Consider the following 19,093-nt stretch of genomic DNA (forward strand, 5'->3'; position numbering starts at 1 on the left):
TTATTTTGAAGTAGTAATTATCAATGTTGTTAAAGTGATTAAGATCGAAACAACTGAAAATATTAAACCTGTACTAGGATTAACAGCTGCGACATTAATTTTATTCTGGTTTGGCTCCACATACACCACATCATTTTGTGCCAAATAATAAAAAGGAGAATTCATAAACCCAGCCTTCGTGATATCGACTCTGTTGTATGATTTGATTCCATCAATTTCGCGTATAATTAAGATATTGTTCCGTTTCCCATACACCGTCAAATCCCCGGCCCTGCTCAAGGCCTCAATAAGGGTTATCCGCTCGGAGGATATAGGATACGTACCCGGAGTGGTAACTTCTCCTTGTATGGACACTTTAAAATTCATAATGCGCAAATTAACGATCGGATTTTTAATGTAGTTCGCAATCTTATTCTGTATGCTGTTAAGAAACTCCGATCGGGTTAATCCACTTACCTTTAATTTGCCTAAAACCGGGAATTCAATACATCCTTGGTCATCTACTAGATACAATTGTGAACTTTGTATCCCCATACCATCGGGATTGGCTGCACCAGTCACATTGGTCGTTATATTAAATGGAATGGCTATTTCAGGGTCTTCTGCTGATACCAGGATCATCAGTAAATCATCGGGTTGTATTTTTATTTCATACGAATTTGATTTTTCCTGAGTGCCCAAAGCATCAACATCTTGGTAATAAATCATGTCTTTTTTAGAGGCACAAGAAAACAGTACCGCTAAAAAGAAAAAAGGAATTGATTTTTTAAGTACGAAAAAATAGTTCATGTATTTTTATTTTAAGGAAGCAAATATAGCCATTCGCCCGCAGGGTATACTTACTTTTGCGAATATTTTTTGAGCTGCGCCTGTGATTTCGAAAAAAACTGAAATAATCGCCTATACGCCCTTGACAATAGGCTGCACGAACCCCTATTAAAAGGCAACAGCACACGCACTAACGACTGCCATTATTCTTGATGCGACTTTTTGCATGAAAGCATAATCACCTGACAAGATACACAGATTCGATTTCTCTTCCGGCAAAAGAATAAAACAACGTTCTTTTATGCTTAAAATTCCGCATGATCCCGGTTCTAATTACTCTTGAAACGAAATGTCTCCTCCAGTACATATCATACAATAAGTACGATCTTGTTATGTAGCAATAAAAACGGTTTGCGCTACACTACTTTTTTGTTTTGCATCAAATCGTGTAGCTACAGCAGTTCGCAGGAACTACTGGTTTATTAAAGCGGGAACCGCAGCAGCTTCCTCGTGATTGTCTAATATTTCATACGCTGAATTCATACTCTTAAATTCGGGTACTATCTTTTTCATTTGCGCTACCATTTCCTCATTGCCAAACAAATTAGCAATACTGATTAATTCCTCAACATCGGCATGCAGCTTTTCAAACTCTTCCTGAATTTCCTGTGCAATCATTATTTTAGCATGGTGTGTGGGAATCGATTTAGAGGTATCATTGAGCAATTCCTCGTATAATTTCTCCCCGGGACGCAACCCTACAATTTGAATTTTAATATCTTTTTCCGGAATAAATCCCGCTAACTTAATCATCTTTCGAGCCAAATCAATAATTTTCACCGGTTTTCCCATATCAAAAATATAAATCTCCCCTCCATTTCCCATTGCCCCGGCTTCCAGCACCAATTGACAGGCCTCCGGGATTGTCATAAAATACCGAATAATATCCTTGTGGGTGATGGTCAGCGGCCCTCCTTCGGCAATTTGTTTTGTAAACAACGGCACAACAGAGCCATTGGATCCCAAAACATTGCCGAAACGTGTTGTAATAAATTTGGTAGCTTCCGCCCCTCTCTCCAACTGATCTTTCATCTGCAGGGACTGCACATATTTTTCGGCGATCCGCTTGCTGGCTCCCATCACATTGCTGGGATTTACCGCTTTATCCGTAGAGACCATCACAAATTTCTTTACGTTATAGCGACACGATAAATCGGCTACGTTTTTTGTCCCTTCGATATTAGTAAATATAGCCTGACCGGGGTTTTCTTCCATCAGCGGCACATGTTTATAAGCTGCAGCATGATAGACAACCTGCGGACGGTAGGCTTTAAAGATTTCATCCATCGCCTGTCTGTTTCTGATATCTCCTATGACCGTACGTATTTTTACTGTGGCACTGCTGTTCTCGGTTTCCAGTTTTAAATGATGCAATGGGGTCTCCGCCTGATCCAGAATAATAATCTTTTTAGGATTAAACACCAATATTTGTCGGACAATTTCACTTCCTATAGAACCTGCTGCACCAGTAATCAAAACTACCTTATCCTTTAATTGTTTCGATATGGCTTTATTGTCCAGCACTATCGGTTTTCGCTCCAACAAATCTTCAATTTGTATGATTTTTACTTTTTGGGAAATTTCCTTTTGATTTTCCCAATTGGAGATCAGTGGAACGGTAAATACTTTATAATTATACTCCAGACACTGGTCTACGATCACAATCTGTTCTTCTTTAGACAAACTTTTATCCGCTATAATGACACTTTCGGCACCTATAGAACGCATTAGTGTAGGCAACTTTTTCTTTTGCACCAAAATCGGCAGATTCAACATGCGCTTCGATGCATTTTGATTGTTCTTATCTACAAATCCGACTATTTTAAAGCGCGATGGCGTTTCAAATTTCAGCGCATTCGCTACCGAAATCGCATTGGCATCGGTCCCGTAAATTATGGTTCGTATCAATTTACTGTTGTTTTTTTCTGAAAAATAAAACTCAAACGTTTGCTTCACGACCACTCGGTATAAAAACAAGCCACAAAAAGAAAGTACAATATTGATAAAAAGGGCTGTATTTAGGAATGCTTTCTGTTTGAAAAAAATTTCGAAAAGAAAATTAAAGATAAAAAAAATAATCAGCACGGAAATTTGTGAAAATAACAACTTGACCGCATCAATATTAGAAGAGTGTCTGATGATTCCGGAATAGGTTCTGAAAAGCCAAAAGAAAAACAAATTAGTCGCAAAAAAACCAGCAATTAAAATTGTACTGTGGTCGGTAATAATATAATCCATGCCTGTTCCTTTAAAGATCAGAAAAGTAAACACAAAGGAGGTGGTAAGCACCATAAGATCAATCAATATAATGATCCATCGGGGCAAATAACCCAAATTATGCAAACTCAGCATTCGGTTTATTCTTGAAAAGAATTTAGAATTAAATCGGGTTGCATTTATGTTGGTTTCCGGGTTCAAAATTTGTTGTTTTTAGGTTAGATGCGCGCAACGAAATTGACGTCAAAGATATGAAATAAAACTTTTTCTTACACCCACTATTTTTTTTAAGACGAACAAAAAGACTAGTCCATGGGTCATAAATAAAAATAGAGGTGTATTGTCTTTCTTAGTACAATTATTCTTGGTTTATATTTGTTTTGTATTTTTTCTGCTGGATCGATCGTTCTCATAAATATAATGGATGTTGTGAAGAGTGAAGAGTGAAGAGTGAGAAAGTGAATTGAGGAAATCTGTTTAATACGTGGCCAAACTATTTAAAACGGCTTTTCTTTTTGTTATTTCAATGAAGGAGACCAAAGGGTTGTGTATGAACAAGGGAAGCACATCTAATAATGAATCTTTTTTAACACGGATTGCACTGATTTAAACTCTGAAACAAAGTCATTCGCATAGATACCATTTTTTCTGGAAACAAATATTTCATCATAGTCAAATCGCCCTTTATTGATCAACATAACATAAGAGTGGTTCTTTATATGACTCGCCAATATACCCGAAATTACGATTGCCCCTAAAAATAAAAAATAAAACAGAATACTTTCATTGAAAAAGGCTTCTACTTTTAAAAATAATACGATCAGAAAAACCAAAATCAAAATATTGCGGGTACAATTTCTATTTTTTACTAGTCTCACATTTGTAATTTGGTTTGGATGCAGTATGACTTTTTCTCTACCAGTATTAAAAATTACTTTCGATTCTAAAATTAAAAAAAGAGCATTTTGCTCTATAATTTTTTCCGTTTGATTATAAAACTTATCCGTATCTTCCATTTTGTACAGCAATAAAATTTATATATTCTTACCAAAAACAGCTTACTATACCTAAATAAAATTCATTGCCCCCAATAAACCTTTTGCAAGCTGCTTGGCAAGAGAAATCCAAATCTAACACGAATATAAAATGTTAAAATTAATTAATTATTTTTTACGCTATAATTTCAAAAAAGATACTAATGGTTTATATTTAGCGAAAAGGAAAGAAGATTGAGGAAGAAGTCCCGAGAGCTGTGTTCGAATAAACGAAGCAAATCAAATAACGAGTCTTTTTTAACACAGATTACACCAATTTTCACAGATTATTTTTGAATAGGCAATACGTTTAATCAGCAGCTGTGGACAAAATCTTTAAAATAGCTTTTCTTTTGTCATCTCGGCGACGGAGAACACAGAGCTGTGCTCGAACAGACGAAGCAAATCAAATAACGTGTCTTTTTTAACACAGATTACACCAATTTTCACAGATTATTTTTGAATAGGCAATACGTTTAATCAGCAGCAGCTTTGGACAAAATCTTTAAAATAGCTTTTCTTTTGTCATCTCGGCGACGGAGAACCCAGAGCTGTGTTCGAATAAACGAAGCAAATTAAATAACGTGTCTTTTTTAACACAGATTACACCAATTTTCACAGATTATTTTTTGAATGGGAAGAAGAAACTCAGTAACACCTATTATAGAGTGTCGTGTATTAAAAATAGACAAAATGACGCAACAGATTGCTATTACACTACTTTTTATAATAGTGCTTCTTTTGACTTTATGACTTTTAAACTTTCGACTTACTTAAGTAACAATCTAATTTAAAGCTGTTTTACTTAAAGTTAATTCTTTTGACTTTACGCCTTTTAAACTTTCGACTTTCTTATTTCCGCTGTGGCTAAATTATTCGAAAATTTTGTTTTGGCCTGCAGCCATCACTATCCGTACTGCATCAATTATATTTGCGCCTTTTACGCAAACAAATTCAGTATGGCTGTTTTTATTCTGTTTCTGTCATCGACTGTCAAATTAGAACCGGAAGGCAGACACAACCCATTTTCAAATAAAGTTTCAGCAACTGTACTTCCATAGTATGGGTACTTCTCAAAAATAGGTTGCAAATGCATCGGCTTCCACAAAGGGCGTGATTCTATATTTTCTGTTTCCAGTGCCAATCGCATGGTTTCCCTAGTCATTCCATTGGCCTTTTCAGGATCAACTAAAATGGCACTCAGCCAATAATTGGCAAAATAATCAGTGTTGGGAACCGTAAAGACAGTCAAACCGGGGACTTCTTCAAAAATACTGGCATAAAAATCGTGCATCAGCCTGCGTTGTGCCACATGATCATCCAATACTTCCATTTGGCCCCGACCAATGCCAGCACAAATATTACTCATGCGGTAATTATATCCTATTTCACTATGCTGGTAATGCGGCGCAGCATCTCTGGATTGTGTAGCAAAAAAAATGGCTTTTTCTTTAAGCGCTGCCGTAGGTGTCACAATGGCGCCACCCCCTGATGTGGTGATAATTTTATTGCCATTGAAAGACAACACGCCTATATCGCCAAAAGTACCACACTTTTGTCCTTTGTAGCTACTCCCCAAAGCTTCGGCACTATCCTCTAGTATTGGAATTTCATAGGCATCTGCAACAGCACGAACCGCTTCTATTTGATACGGCACGCCATACAAGTGCACCGCTATAATGGCTTTGGGTTTTGTTCCTTTGGCTATTTCACTGACAATGGCTTCCTCCAATGCTATGGGACATAAGTTCCAGGTATCCCATTCGCTGTCAATAAATACGGGAGTTGCACCCTGATATAAAATAGGGTTTGCCGAGGCCGAAAACGTCATGCTCTGACACAGTACGGTATCGCCTGCTTGCACGTCCAGCAGCACAAGTCCTAAGTGAATGGCTGCTGTTCCGGAACTTAAAGCTCCAACACTAGCTTGATTTGCTAAATACATTTCTAAGTCCTGTTCCATGCCCGTAACATTAGGTCCCAAGGGAGCCACCCAGTTGCTATCAAAAGCTTCCTGTACGTATTTTTGTTCGTTCCCGCCCATGTGTGGAGACGAAAGCCATATTTTTGAATTATTCATTATCTCAGTATTGTTTTAATTATTTTAATATCAATAAATTATTATTGTAGTAATAATCTAAATTTATTTTAACTTTTCTCCGTAAAAATAACCCTGTCATCATAAGTTGAGAAGGGATTTGCTGTTGGGAAAGTAAATATTTTTCGCTAAAATATTTTAATGAAGCCCCACTAGCAAGTCCCCGTTTTCAACTCCAAAATCTTTCTTGCTTCGCCTTGCAACTGGTCATAATAATCGGAAATATCGGGCCGTAGCTACAACAGTACTTATAGTACAGAGAAAACCTTCAGAAATTAAGGTAATTCATTTAATTTTTCTTAAAAACCAATTTATTGTAGAAATGACATTTATTTTTGGATGTATTCTTTTTAATTTAAAAATGGAAAAAGTATGGTTTAACTGTCCAATTCTCTTTTGGATGAAAAGTCCGTTGAACCTCGTAGTATCTATTGAAATGCGAATCCATAAATATAAAAAGATAGTCTTAAAAAAGTATGCCTTATACTACCAAAAAAGAGTCCAACAGTCATCTAATCATTATCACTTAAACTCTCTTTTTTGATTTGTAATAATCAATACAAATCTGGGGATATTTTTCAAATTCCATTTGATTAATAACCCTGTTAATATCATGAATAAAATTTTTCAACTGAACTGTTTTTTTAATAGTATCTACTTTCAAATAACAAGACAAATTTATTAAAGCCCTGTTTTGCCCAATACTCCCTGTGTTATAGAGTTTAAAATTATCTTTTTCTCTTTTAAATTGTTGATGAGAGTGTCCAAATATGTAGTTTGAATTAATTTTTAAATCCGTAATATCCGTATCTGCAAAAATATATTGATTCCCAATCGTATGTTGAACAGTAAAATCAGGAATTACTATTTGATTTTCGTAGTCTGAAATAGTAGTTATCAAATTCTTATTGAAATTCCCATAACAAAACTTAAAAAATGATCGGGCGACCTCATTTTGTCCATCGTATAGACCCTCTAAATAATAATTTTCATGATTCCCCTTTAATAACGTGACATTGTTTATACTATCCAAAAAAGTAACACATTCATTCGTCCACGGTCCATAATTAACTACATCGCCATGACAAACAAATAAATCGGTTTTATGTTTCTCTAGTTCGAATAATTTTTCAAGAGCGATAAGGTTTCCATGTACATCCCCAAAAACAGTTATTATCATAATAACATGTTTTTTATCCCTTCAGTGATTAATATCTTAGGTGTCCAATTAACTTCAAGTTGTGTCTTTTGAGTATTAAAATAAAAAGAAGCTCCTAAATCCTTTCCTTTAAAAACGACAGTACATGATATAAATTTTGCAACTTCTTCTGCAACTTCTCTATTTGATATTGATTTTCCTGTCGCACCTAAATATATCCCGTTAAATTTTGTTTTAGCACTAAGTAAACAAAGCTCGACTGCATCATCAATATAAATGTAGTCTTGCTTTCTACCGCCATCCCCAAATAAAGTGATTTGATTTAAGTCTTTTGCACTTTTAATTATTTGTGGAATAAATGAGTTATTAGTTATACCCCGGCCATAAATATATGTTAGACGAACTAAAGCATAGTTTAGCATTGAACTTACTATGAATTCGCCAGAAAGTTTGGATTGGGCGTAAATTCCAGGATTATTAAAAGAAGAAGTTTCAGTTATTATACTATCATGAATCCCATAAATATTTGTGCTTGATATATAAATAAATTTTGAATTATTAAACTTTAATGAATATCTATATAAGTTTTCATTTATAAGTAATAATTCTTGATGTGAGTTTGTATAATTCCCTACCACAAAAAAAACATAATCGGGTTTTGTGTTTGAATTCAAAAGATCTTCACTTGTAATTAATTTCGCTTTTTTATCTATGGAATCAAACCGTTTGTTGTAAACTGCTAAAACCTCGACATTCTCATCAATTAATTTCTTTACAATAGAACTCCCTAAGAAACCATTTGCTCCAACAACTACAGCTAAAGTCATATAAATTTATTTTAAAGCTTAAAATTATAAAATATCGCTGCTGGATTTTCTAGTTTCTTATTAACATTCAGTTCTTTGTACTCTTCTTCACTAACAAACAAGTCTGACCAAGCTCTCAAAACAATTCCCTTTTTCAACTTCGGTGCTATAATATCTTCCTCAAAAAGATAATATTTCAATAAAGCTTCCACTTCGTTGTATCCAAAAAAATGACGTAAAGGAGTTGTTCCACTAAATCTTCCGTTAATCTCAAAAATTATCGGCTTTCCATTAAAAATTCTAAATTGAAAATTAACAGGTCCGTCTGGATTTAATTTTTCTGCTATTGGAATTATAAATTCATCATATTTTGATGTGTTTTCATCAACGTATGCCCTATAGGTATTCCCATCTCTGAGATCCCGCTTCAATGTTACAATAGCTTTACACTTTCCTGCTACAACAGTACATCCTGATGTATATTCTCCCTCACTTTCTGATAAAAATTGCTGAACGACCAAATTACTTCTAGGGTCGTAAATTTCCATTAATTCATCATGGTTCTCTATTTTTTTTATCCCAATAGAACGTGCACCGTCAAATGGTTTGGCGAACAATGGAAACCCTAGTCTTGTTTCAATTTCTAACAAACTATTTTTATTATTTGCCATAACAGAAAAAGGATATGGGAAATTATTTTTTTCAAGAAATGATGCAGTTAAAAACTTGTCATTAGCAATTTCAATTACTTCTTCACTACTGATAACTACTCTACAATTATAATTATTTAATAGTTTTGTTTTATATTTTGAAAAAATCGGCAATTCTACATCTGTCCCCACTAATATAGCATCAATTTTATGTTCGAGCACAATCTCTTCTATTTTTTCAATATAATTTTCATCAGTTGCTTTAGGAATAGTGATCGCATAATCCCCTAGCCAATGTCCTGTTGAACGGGGATCTGGATCGGCTGTGAATATTTTTTTTGAAAAATCTGACACTTGTAATAATCTCAGTATTCCTTGACCTAACAGAGCACCGGCTCCAGTAACCAATATATTTTTTTTCATATTTATTTTTTAAAATTTTTCATGTAAATACTATTCAAACTGAAAATGAGATTACTAGTTATTATAAACTCCTTTAAGACACACCATCATTTAAATGTTGTTTTTTAGGTCATCAAAACGAGGCATAGTAGCATGCCCTTCTGCTGTTATTTCTTTTGTAGCCAATACTTTTTTCAAGGTTAAAAAAAATATTTTTAAATCCAACATGAAAGACAAATGATCCACATACCAAACATCGTATTCAAATTTTTGTTCCCAGCTGATTGCATTCCGTCCATTAATTTGTGCCCACCCTGTTATTCCTGGCTTTACGTCATGCCGTTTTTGTTGAACAACATTATACAAAGGCAAGTATTCCGGAAGTAATGGTCTGGGTCCTATCAAACTCATTTCTCCCTTCAGTACATTCAACAATTGGGGGATTTCATCCAAAGACGTTTTGCGCACAAAAATCCCTATTTTCGTCAATCTTATTTCATCAGACAATAAATGCCCATTTGCATCTTTTTTATCATTCATCGTTTTGAACTTAATGATATTAAAAAGTCGTTTCTTTTTGCCGGGACGCATTTGAAAAAAAAAAGGTTTACCCTCATTGGCGAAATATAACCCTACTGTGACCAAAAGGAACAACGGACTTAAAAGAAGCAGTCCGGTTAACGCTCCAATGAAGTCAATGATTCTTTTAAAAAAGAATTTATACATTTTCTATTTTGTTTTTAATCAGCTGATACGAATGAGTAACAGTATATTCTCGTTGTAATAAATTCCATGCATTTTCCTGCATTTTACAAAAGGCTTCATCACTGGAGACTATTTTATTTATTGCGCTTTGCATGCTCTCACTATCTCCTGATAAAACTGAATAGCCACAATTATTTTTTTCGATAATACTACCAATATCTGTATTTGAATCGGTAGCGGCAATGACCGGCATTTTCATTTCTAAATACGACAACAATCGCGATGGAAAATTAGGGATTTTAAAATCTTTGTGCAAAAATATTAGTCCTACATCACAAGCATTTAAAAGCTTGTCATAATCCACTTTAGACAGCCCCTCCAACAATAAAGCATTTTTAGGTTGTTGATTTTGAAACCATTTAAAAATACGACTATATTCAGTACCCGAACCTACTATTAAAAAAAAAACATTTGGCTTTATAGTTGTTTTTATTGTTTCTAACAGAAAATCTAATCCCTGAGGTTTTCCTAAATTACCACCATAGATTAGTATTTTTTTTTCTAATGGCAGTCCATACTTTTCTTTGATAATCTGTTTTTCTTCCAATGTTTGTAATGTCTCAATAGGCACAATAGAATTCGGATTCACTTCTACTTTATGAGATGCAATAGATGTATTATGGGTTAAGACATAATCTCTATTGGCTTCAGACATGCAACCAATTGCATCGGAAAGTTCATAGAGTCTTTTTTCTTTTTTCAGAAACAGCTTATGCATTATCCCTCCTTCTTTTAACATTTTCATATCCACCGCATTCTGAGGAAAGATATCTTTTAATAACAAATAGGAGTAAGCATTGTCTCTTTTTTTAACAAAATCAATTACTTTCGAAAAAGTAATCGGTGGTGTGGAATACAAAATCAAATCAAATTTTATGGTCGAAAAATATTTTTTAATAGCATTTAAATACTGATATTCAATCGCTAATGTACCAATCCCCTTTTCTACAATATTCGTTTTTTGAAGATTAAAGGTACGGACATTCAAGATACCCACTCCATCCTTGGTTGAAAGGTGAGTCTTTTTTTTATCTCTGCGTTCGGAAGGGCTCACGACAAAAACATCATGTCCTTCTTCTTTGAATTTACGAAGCAAGTCGGTGTAAATCCCTCGCTCTTCCAAGGATTTAATTTTAACCAATGTCAAAAAAAGAATAGTCATAACTTCAATTAATTGTATTCACTCCAAACTACTCGCTTCACATAATCCGTATAACTCAAAATAATCCGTACCATTTTCTCCGAAACATTGGGCATTGAATAATCAGATACGGCTCTAAAATTGCGTTCGACACCTCTCTTTTGGGTTTGTAATTGGGCCAATCCCTGCATGATCCTTTCCGGATTCAATCCTACCATCATTACGGACGCTTCTTCCATGGCTTCGGGACGCTCGTGGGCATCACGAATATTCAAAGCCGGAAAATTTAATGTAGAAGACTCTTCTGATATGGTTCCGCTATCTGATAAAACGGCATACGACTTCATTTGCAATGCATTGTAATCATTAAAGCCCATTGGTTTCAAAAACTGAACTTCCGGACGCATGGCAATTTGTTTGGAATCAATCATCTTTTGAGTCCTCGGATGGGTACTCACAATAATTGGATAGCCATATTTTTCGGCAATCAGATTTAAACTATCCATTAATCCCTTGAAATTTTTTTCGTTATTGATGTTTTCTTCTCTATGAGCCGAAACCACAAAATATTTGTTTTCTTCTAAATGCAACGTATTTAAAATCCCCGAAGCATTAATATCCGACAAATAATGATTCAAAACCTCATACATCGGAGAACCGGTTTTGATGATTCTATCCGCAGGTAATCCTTCTCTCAATAAATACCCTCGTGCAATATCACTGTATGTCAAATTTATATCAGACACATGATCTACAATTTTACGGTTCGTTTCCTCCGGTACTCTTTGGTCAAAACAACGGTTACCTGCCTCCATGTGGAATATAGGAATATGACGTTTCTTTGCAGGAATAGCACATAAACAACTATTGGTGTCGCCTAATACCAAAAAAGCATCTGGCTTTTCAGTCTCTAATAATGGATCAATTTTTATCAAAATCTGACCGATGGTTTCAGTTGCGGTTGCCCCGGCGGCATTCAGAAAAAAATCGGGCTTACGAATCCCTAAATCGTCAAAGAAAATTTGGTTGAGTTCATAATCATAATTTTGTCCTGTGTGAACTATTACATGCTCAATGGCTTCTGAATGGTCTAAAGCCGCCATTACCCTGGATAATCGAATTATTTCCGGACGGGTCCCTACGACCGTCATTACTTTTAATTTCGTCTTCATTTGTTTCTATTTCACGCAGATCTCACAGATTTACGCAGATTATAATTTAAAAATTGCTAACAATTTTTTAAGTTCTCTTTTATCTTTTAACTATTAGAATGGTAATCGCACACAGATTCAAAGGATTTTAAAGAATTTACGCATCAAAATGCGTTTATTCATCTTTATAGTAGTTATTAATAATTCTTTTTGTGTTTTCACTTATATCAGCAGAATTAAAATTAATAAGAATTCCAATTTCCTTATTGGATAATTTAAGATAGGTCAATAACTGTTTATAATGAACCTTAGAAAACTCTTCAACCGATTTTAGTTCTATAATAACCCTATTTTCAACTAAAATATCGATCCGAAAACCAAGTTCTAATATTACATCATCATACAATACAGGCAAAGTTACTTGACTTTGTGCCATTATACCTTTTTTCTTAAACTCATACATTAAAGCGGCCTCATAAACCGATTCTAATAATCCCGGACCAAGAGTATTATATACTTTAAAAATACACCCTCTAATTCTAAATGTAATGTCATTTACTTCCATAAAAATCATTTCAATCCTTAAAATCTGCGTGACAATAAATGTAGCTTAACAAATTTTTAAACATTCTCGAAATACGTATCCGCATCATTCGGGTCATAAAATTCATTTATCCAAAAATTAGTATATAATACTTCGTCGCCAATATTCTTTATATTATGAGCGTACCAAATAGGCATGTCTACATACGCAGGTTCATTTCCATCTAAATAGAAATCCAATACTTCATCTGTACCTACACGACGTAATTGAATTAAGGCTTTCCCTTTGATTACAGCGAAGCGTTCAATTTTGCGGGTATGATAATGATTTCCTCTCGTAATTCCGGGAACCGTAGTAGAAAATGATACCTGCCCACCAACTCCTAATCGAATGATTTCTACAAAAGATCCTCTAGGATCTGTATGCTCGACAAATTTTACTGGAAAATGATTTTTTATATCCATATAACAACGAAATGTATTGAACAAATTCAGTTCAAATGCAGTATTGATAGTAGGAATTACCCCGTTGTCTTGGTATTGCTCTTTATAGGTTTCCAGCAACAATAACAGTTGAGAAACTTTAGATTCCGAAGTATGAGGAATAAAAATTTCAGATTTACTTTCTCCGCTGCTAATTTCTGAAAGAATCGCATCAACCAATTCTCCCACATAAATCAACTTCATATCCCCATCCACTTCAATAGTAGGAGTATCATTATGGGATAATTTATGGCAAAATGTAGCTACCACCGAATTGTAATTGGGATGACCAAAAGGTCCAAAAACATTAGGAATAATCATTCCTGTGAATTTTCCTCCTGCCTTTTCAGCCCAATACATCATTAACTCCCGTCCTTCTTTTTTAGATTTTCCATACAGGTTATCTCTTTCTTCTTGGGTAGAAGAGGAAAATAAAACATGTGCTTTAGAACTTGTAACTTCAAGAGCCTTTATTAATTTCTGAACTAAACCAATATTCGTATCATAAATAACTTGAGGGTTATTATGACGGTTCATCGCAGCTAAATGCACAATCACATCGCATTGCGCAACAAATTCGTTTAGCTTATTTTCATCAGCAAAATACTCTTTTTGAAAATCAATTCTCTGGAATTCTACTGGGAATAACCCTAAAGTATTGTACAAATGCGTCCCGACAAAACCTGCCTGTCCTGTTATTCCTATTTTAATCATAATTATATTTTCTAATTGATTTCACACTGATAATAGCTGATCTAGCTTCATACTGATTCTTACTAATTTCAAAAAATTAAAAAAATCTGTGTAAAACTTTTCTATTTAAAATAATCAATATCAAATCGATATTCATCTTGGATTTCTCCTAACAAATAATCTGCCATGACCAACAATTTTGCTCCTGCCTTGAGCGCTTGAATACTACTTACGTACCCTTGAGGAATATGGAGAATATCAAGTGTTTCAGCATTTACAATAAAAGATAGTGATTTTAAATCAATAGAAGGATGCTCCCAATTATCAATGGCAATCAATTCAATTTTAAAACTACCATGCAAAACGGAAAACCACCGTTGCTCTATGCGGTGTCCTTGCCACCTACGAACAAATGTGTTCTCGTTATTTTCTATGAGATATATTCTTTTTACAGCCGTTGCATCAAAAGAATTGTTAAATCGAACTGTACCTCTAGCATCAGAATGATTATCTCCTGTTATTATTCTCGGAACCATCTTATTTTTCGATTGATAATTAATGCCAATGTCTACTGTTTGGAATTTGTTACCAGATTACTGAACACTAAAAACTGACTACTGAACACTAATTTTACCCCGGCATCTGCACCACATCTTCTCCAAAAACCTCTTTTTTAATTAAAGGCAGATTCACTAACAATTTTTTCATCCCGTTAACGCCTAATTGTTCCGTATTATGCGAATGATAATCCTCAATCATGGAAACGTCTTGTTCTCCTTCCGAAAAATATTGTGCATAATTCAAATCCCGATTATCTGCTGGAATTCGATAGAAATCTCCCATATCCTCAGCTTTTACCATCTCTTCGCGTGTACACAAGGTTTCGTATAATTTTTCACCATGACGGGTACCGATAATTTTAATTTCAGTATCTGATTTGCAAAGTTCTTTCAAGGCTTGTGCCAAATCGCCAATCGTTCCCGCTGGTGCTTTATTGACAAACAAATCGCCTGGATTTCCGTGTTCAAAAGCGAACAAAACTAATTCCACTGCTTCTTCCAATGACATTAAAAAACGGGTCATTTTAGGATCTGTAATCGTAATGGATTGTCCTGACTGGATTTGTTTTAAAAATAACGGAATAACCGATCCTCGTGAAGCCATTACGTTTCCGTATCTGGTTAAACAAACAGTAGTATCCGTTGTGTTTCTTGAAGCAGCTATTGCCACTTTTTCCATTAAGGCTTTGGAAATACCCATAGCATTAATTGGATAAGCGGCTTTATCGGTACTTAAACAAATTACTTTTTGCACTTTATTCGCTGCTGCGGCATCAATTACGTTTTGAGTTCCAAACACATTGGTTTTGGTCGCTTCTAAAGGGAAAAATTCACAGGAAGGCACTTGTTTTAATGCGGCTGCATGAAATACATAATCCACTCCACGCATCGCACGTTCTACACTACTGTAATCACGAACGTCGCCAATGTAAAACTTAAGCTTATCATTTTTTAATTGATTACGCATATCGTCTTGTTTCTTCTCATCACGAGAAAAAATACGAATTTCCTTAAAATGGTCGGTATGAAGAAAGCGGTTTAATACTGCGTTTCCGAACGAACCGGTACCACCTGTGATCAGTAGGGTTTTATTTTGTATTTTCATTTGAAAAATTTTCTATTATTTTAAGATATTTATTAGTTCTACCCATACTATTTCCAAACTTAAGAATGTTTTTAGAACCATTTAAAATTAATTCGTTTTTCAATTCTGAATTATTAATAATTTGATAAATTTTATCAGCATATTCACTAGGGTCAGTTGGAGAACAGTATAATGCAGCATCCGAACAAACATCATGAGCAAATGGCATGTCAGAAGCTACAATAGGAATATTCATAAACATTGCTTCAAGATAAGTAGTGGAAAAAACTTCTAATAATGTTGGCATAAATAATAATTGCATTTTGCTGTAAAGACTTGGTAACTTACTTAAATCTACTTTCCCCAAATAATTTATGTAATTATCATATTTATCTCCAAAATCTAAGTCTTTCTTATCTTGTGAAATGTGGAAAGTGAAATCAAAAAACTTGTACCTACTAATTAAAACATCAATAACTTCTGGTATTATAGTTATATTTTTATGGACATAATTTGCAGACAAGCACAAAATATTAAATATTGAAGTTTTTTCTAACGAAATTTCTTTCCAATTATCTGTTTGCAAAAATGTTTCATTTAGAGTATTATTAACACAATATGTAGGTGTTTTATTTGAAATTTTTGAAGCAAAAAAATTTCTAGCATATTCAGATTCAAAAATCAAAGCATCCGAATTTCTTTTAAACATATATTCCTTTAGCTTATTTAATAAAAATAAAGATAGCTTTTCTTTGAATGAAATTTTGGAAAAAAAAGGTGAATTTGGATAGATTATATGTGGTATTGCAAATCCTACAATTTTTGGATAATTACTTTTATGGTATGAGGGCCCAAAAAGTGTAAAAATACAATTTGGTCTTATTGTGTTTTCTATATTTTTAACACTAATAATTCTTTTAAGTTTAGAAAATTGTTCTTTTTGGCCTAAGTTGTAAAATATAAAATTTTCAGGAAAATTTTCATCTCCTAAGCTTTTCACACAATTACACGATTGTATAACATGAAATTGAACAGGACTTTGTATCTTTTTTAAGTCTCGTAAAAAAGATACAGCAACTTGCAAACCTCCTCCTGCAAAAAGATTGGAATTGTCTAATAAAACTTTCAATTTTTTATTTTATTTAAAAAAATAATAAGATTTTCTGAAGCTTTTTTTCTTGTAAAAGAATTTGAAACAATATCAAAAGACTTCTCACCCATCATTTCTAATACTTCTTTTTTAGTGTTTGCGATTATATTAATATTTTTCATTAATTCTTCATTATTAATTTCCTTCATGATCCAACCATTTTCACCATCAACTATAAGGTCTTTTGCATTTCCTGCCTTTGACGAAACTAATAAAGTTTTTTTTAGAAAAGAGGCTTCAATAGGACTTAAAGGGTTTGGGTCTGATTTTGTTGGTAATACAAAAACATCCGCAGCTATTAAATATTCTCTAACTTCTTTGGGCACTAACTGCCCCGTTAGACGATAGTATTTAGCAAGATTATCAGTCGCTATTCGCTTTTTTAACGTTTCGTAAAACTCTCCTGTTCCAATTTGTACGACATAAAGAGAATCTCTTTTTGCTTCTTTAAATGCATCATAGAAATCTAAAACGCCTTTTCGGGTATCTAATGAAGATACCAATACTAAAATGGTTTTATCCAATGGCAACCCTTTGGAAGTTCTGATTTGCACTTTTGAATCGTTAATAGATAAGGAAAAAAAACTTTCGTCTACTGTATTTGGCAAAAATTCTACTACCGCATTTCTGTTGTAATGCAAAATGTACTCTTTAGATTTTAAATTGGGAACCACAAAATAGTCCAATTTCTTTAAAATCGTTCTGCGAAGATAATCTATGTACTTATTGCTACGCACTTGGGCATCAAAATGACCTTCACTCCAAAAAATAATTGGGCAATTTAATTTCTTTTTGTTTAAAAGCAGAGTGATGGTTGCAGGTGCATTCCAACTTCCAGCTGCCATAATCCAATTGGGTTTTAATTTTTTTAAATGGATTATTAACTCGAAATTAATATGCGGATAATACCCTTTAAATTCGGGATGCCAACCTTTTAAAAAAGAAAAAGGATAGTGATTTTCTTCTGGGTCAAATTGCCAATACCTTCCCGTTTCGGTTTTTGCACAATATAAAACATGCAAACTTTGTCCTACACGAAGCAGCTCCTGTTGCAACGTATTAAAGAATGCAGTTCTATAAGGTGTTGGTATGTTCGTTACTACTACTAGCATGTCGTTTTTTATAAAATAATTTCAAAGTTATTAAAAGAAACGCTAGTAGCGTTATATTTTGAGGCAGATATCCTCGAGTAAGTTCTTGAAAGAGCACCATGGCTATCATGGCATTTATTACTCTATCTCGAGTAATATCAAAGTTGGTTTTCTTTGCAATGTAGCCTAAAAAGGAACCTAGTAAAGACATAAAAAAAATGATTCCAATTACGCCGAACGCAATATAATATTCAATAACATTAGAAACTGCTGCACCGGCATAATATCCTTCTATGCTATTGAACGAATTACGTAATACATTCATTTGAGGAATTTCAGGTTTTTTATCGTTTTCAAAAAAAGATGCTGGAATAATTCGAATAAAAATATGAGTAAACATAGACTCCCCATAATCAGGCTCAATATTATTATCTCTAATGTACTTAACAACCATCATTTCGGTCTTGTAATTATCCGTTTGTTGCAGTACCATCTGATACGGTGACAAACCATATTGTGTTTTGGATTCAAAAGTTACATCCTGAAATTCTAAGGTTCTAAGGGCTTCCCTGTTTAAAGTAATAAAATTAATAGCGTAAGCAACAACACACCCTATGGCTATCCATTTTATTACTGTTTTAAAAGAAAGATTCGAGGTTACTGCAAAATGATAAATAACTCCGATTATTAAAAGTAAAATTCTATACCGAAAACCAAGAACCATATAAGCCAAAAGAGAACCGCCTAAAAGTAGCCAATGCCAAGTTTTGCTAAATTTTTTTTCATAAATTAAAACAATAAAAGCTAAAATTAGAGAATCTCCCAAAAAAGCTAAATAGTTATAAAAGCCTCCTCCATAAACATTCTCTTCAAAATTTCTTCTAATCATTGAAACTAATGATATAAAAAAAAACCACATATAATACTTATGCTTAGAGTTTAATTGGTAGTAAAAAATGACTTTTCTTTTAAAATTACTAAACTTAAATGAAATTGAATATGCTAACAAAAAGAAGAATAAAGCCAAGGCATATAGTTGTAAGGTCTCATAAAAACCAGCACTAAAATTACCTCCAAGATGGGTGTACCAATTAAGATTGATTGAATTTAATGGCCCTAGAAAAAAACAGATAAAGTAAATTATAAGTACATAGAGCAACAAAAAATGCCTTCGGAAATCTTTGGCACCAAAAACAAAACCCAAAAAAAATAATATTCCAAGTAAGTAAAACTCCATA

Annotated in this window: 17 protein-coding genes; all 17 read right to left on the bottom strand. The window is 33.7% G+C overall.

The window, feature by feature from the left end:
• The 17 genes from EKM02_RS07350 to EKM02_RS07430 all read right to left on the bottom strand — a co-directional run bounded on the left by EKM02_RS07350 (nucleotide 1) and on the right by EKM02_RS07430 (nucleotide 19,092).
• The gene (locus EKM02_RS07350; protein ID WP_126453751.1) at nucleotides 1-789 is read right to left on the bottom strand and encodes a polysaccharide biosynthesis/export family protein; all 789 of its coding nucleotides are present in this window, start codon (nucleotides 787-789) and stop codon (nucleotides 1-3) included.
• 450 nt (nucleotides 790-1,239) lie between these two features.
• Nucleotides 1,240-3,180, bottom strand: coding sequence for a polysaccharide biosynthesis protein (locus EKM02_RS07355; RefSeq protein ID WP_126453822.1), 1,941 nt, complete (start codon nucleotides 3,178-3,180; stop codon nucleotides 1,240-1,242).
• A gap of 434 nt (nucleotides 3,181-3,614) precedes the next feature.
• Nucleotides 3,615-4,061, bottom strand: coding sequence for a hypothetical protein (locus EKM02_RS07360; RefSeq protein WP_126453753.1), 447 nt, complete (start codon nucleotides 4,059-4,061; stop codon nucleotides 3,615-3,617).
• A 958-nt stretch (nucleotides 4,062-5,019) separates the two neighbouring features.
• Nucleotides 5,020-6,159 carry a DegT/DnrJ/EryC1/StrS family aminotransferase gene (locus EKM02_RS07365; protein WP_126453755.1) on the bottom strand — a complete coding sequence of 380 codons (1,140 nt, stop codon included), beginning with the start codon at nucleotides 6,157-6,159 and terminating at the stop codon, nucleotides 5,020-5,022.
• Nucleotides 6,160-6,703: 544 nt separating this feature from the next.
• Entirely contained in the window at nucleotides 6,704-7,357 is a 654-nt protein-coding gene (locus EKM02_RS07370; protein WP_126453757.1) for a metallophosphoesterase family protein, read from the bottom strand.
• Complete coding sequence (locus tag EKM02_RS07375; RefSeq protein WP_126453759.1) at nucleotides 7,354-8,163, bottom strand: NAD-dependent epimerase/dehydratase family protein; 810 nt, start codon at nucleotides 8,161-8,163, stop codon at nucleotides 7,354-7,356. The genes EKM02_RS07370 and EKM02_RS07375 overlap by 4 nt, the downstream gene beginning before the upstream one ends.
• A gap of 11 nt (nucleotides 8,164-8,174) precedes the next feature.
• Nucleotides 8,175-9,215, bottom strand: a complete 1,041-nt coding sequence (locus EKM02_RS07380; RefSeq protein WP_126453761.1) for an ATP-grasp domain-containing protein — start codon at nucleotides 9,213-9,215, stop codon at nucleotides 8,175-8,177.
• 90 nt (nucleotides 9,216-9,305) lie between these two features.
• On the bottom strand, nucleotides 9,306-9,920 hold the full coding sequence (locus EKM02_RS07385; protein WP_126453763.1) for a sugar transferase: 615 nt from the start codon (nucleotides 9,918-9,920) through the stop codon (nucleotides 9,306-9,308).
• Nucleotides 9,913-11,121 (bottom strand): glycosyltransferase family 4 protein, encoded by a 1,209-nt coding sequence (locus tag EKM02_RS07390; RefSeq protein ID WP_126453765.1) that lies wholly within the window; start codon nucleotides 11,119-11,121, stop codon nucleotides 9,913-9,915. The genes EKM02_RS07385 and EKM02_RS07390 overlap by 8 nt, the downstream gene beginning before the upstream one ends.
• 8 nt (nucleotides 11,122-11,129) lie before the next feature.
• Nucleotides 11,130-12,272, bottom strand: a complete 1,143-nt coding sequence (gene wecB / locus EKM02_RS07395; protein ID WP_126453767.1) for a non-hydrolyzing UDP-N-acetylglucosamine 2-epimerase — start codon at nucleotides 12,270-12,272, stop codon at nucleotides 11,130-11,132.
• A 154-nt stretch (nucleotides 12,273-12,426) separates the two neighbouring features.
• Nucleotides 12,427-12,816 carry a GxxExxY protein gene (locus EKM02_RS07400; RefSeq protein ID WP_126453769.1) on the bottom strand — a complete coding sequence of 130 codons (390 nt, stop codon included), beginning with the start codon at nucleotides 12,814-12,816 and terminating at the stop codon, nucleotides 12,427-12,429.
• Between the two features lie 56 nt (nucleotides 12,817-12,872).
• Entirely contained in the window at nucleotides 12,873-13,991 is a 1,119-nt protein-coding gene (locus tag EKM02_RS07405) for an NAD-dependent epimerase/dehydratase family protein (protein WP_126453771.1), read from the bottom strand.
• Nucleotides 13,992-14,092: 101 nt separating this feature from the next.
• On the bottom strand, nucleotides 14,093-14,506 hold the full coding sequence (locus EKM02_RS07410; protein ID WP_126453773.1) for a WxcM-like domain-containing protein: 414 nt from the start codon (nucleotides 14,504-14,506) through the stop codon (nucleotides 14,093-14,095).
• A 94-nt stretch (nucleotides 14,507-14,600) separates the two neighbouring features.
• A complete protein-coding gene (locus EKM02_RS07415) occupies nucleotides 14,601-15,635 on the bottom strand; it encodes a polysaccharide biosynthesis protein (protein ID WP_126453776.1) in 1,035 nt (344 codons plus the stop codon).
• Nucleotides 15,619-16,743: a glycosyltransferase gene (locus EKM02_RS07420; protein WP_126453778.1), complete on the bottom strand. Its 1,125-nt coding sequence runs from the start codon at nucleotides 16,741-16,743 to the stop codon at nucleotides 15,619-15,621. The genes EKM02_RS07415 and EKM02_RS07420 overlap by 17 nt, the downstream gene beginning before the upstream one ends.
• Nucleotides 16,740-17,876 carry a glycosyltransferase family 4 protein gene (locus EKM02_RS07425; protein WP_126453780.1) on the bottom strand — a complete coding sequence of 379 codons (1,137 nt, stop codon included), beginning with the start codon at nucleotides 17,874-17,876 and terminating at the stop codon, nucleotides 16,740-16,742. Before EKM02_RS07425 ends, EKM02_RS07420 begins: the two co-directional genes overlap by 4 nt.
• The gene (locus tag EKM02_RS07430; RefSeq protein WP_126453782.1) at nucleotides 17,839-19,092 is read right to left on the bottom strand and encodes an O-antigen polymerase; all 1,254 of its coding nucleotides are present in this window, start codon (nucleotides 19,090-19,092) and stop codon (nucleotides 17,839-17,841) included. Before EKM02_RS07430 ends, EKM02_RS07425 begins: the two co-directional genes overlap by 38 nt.
• Between the last annotated feature and the right edge of the window lies 1 nt (nucleotide 19,093).

The organism is Flavobacterium sp. RSP49 (genome assembly GCF_003968735.1).
GTDB lineage: Bacteria > Bacteroidota > Bacteroidia > Flavobacteriales > Flavobacteriaceae > Flavobacterium.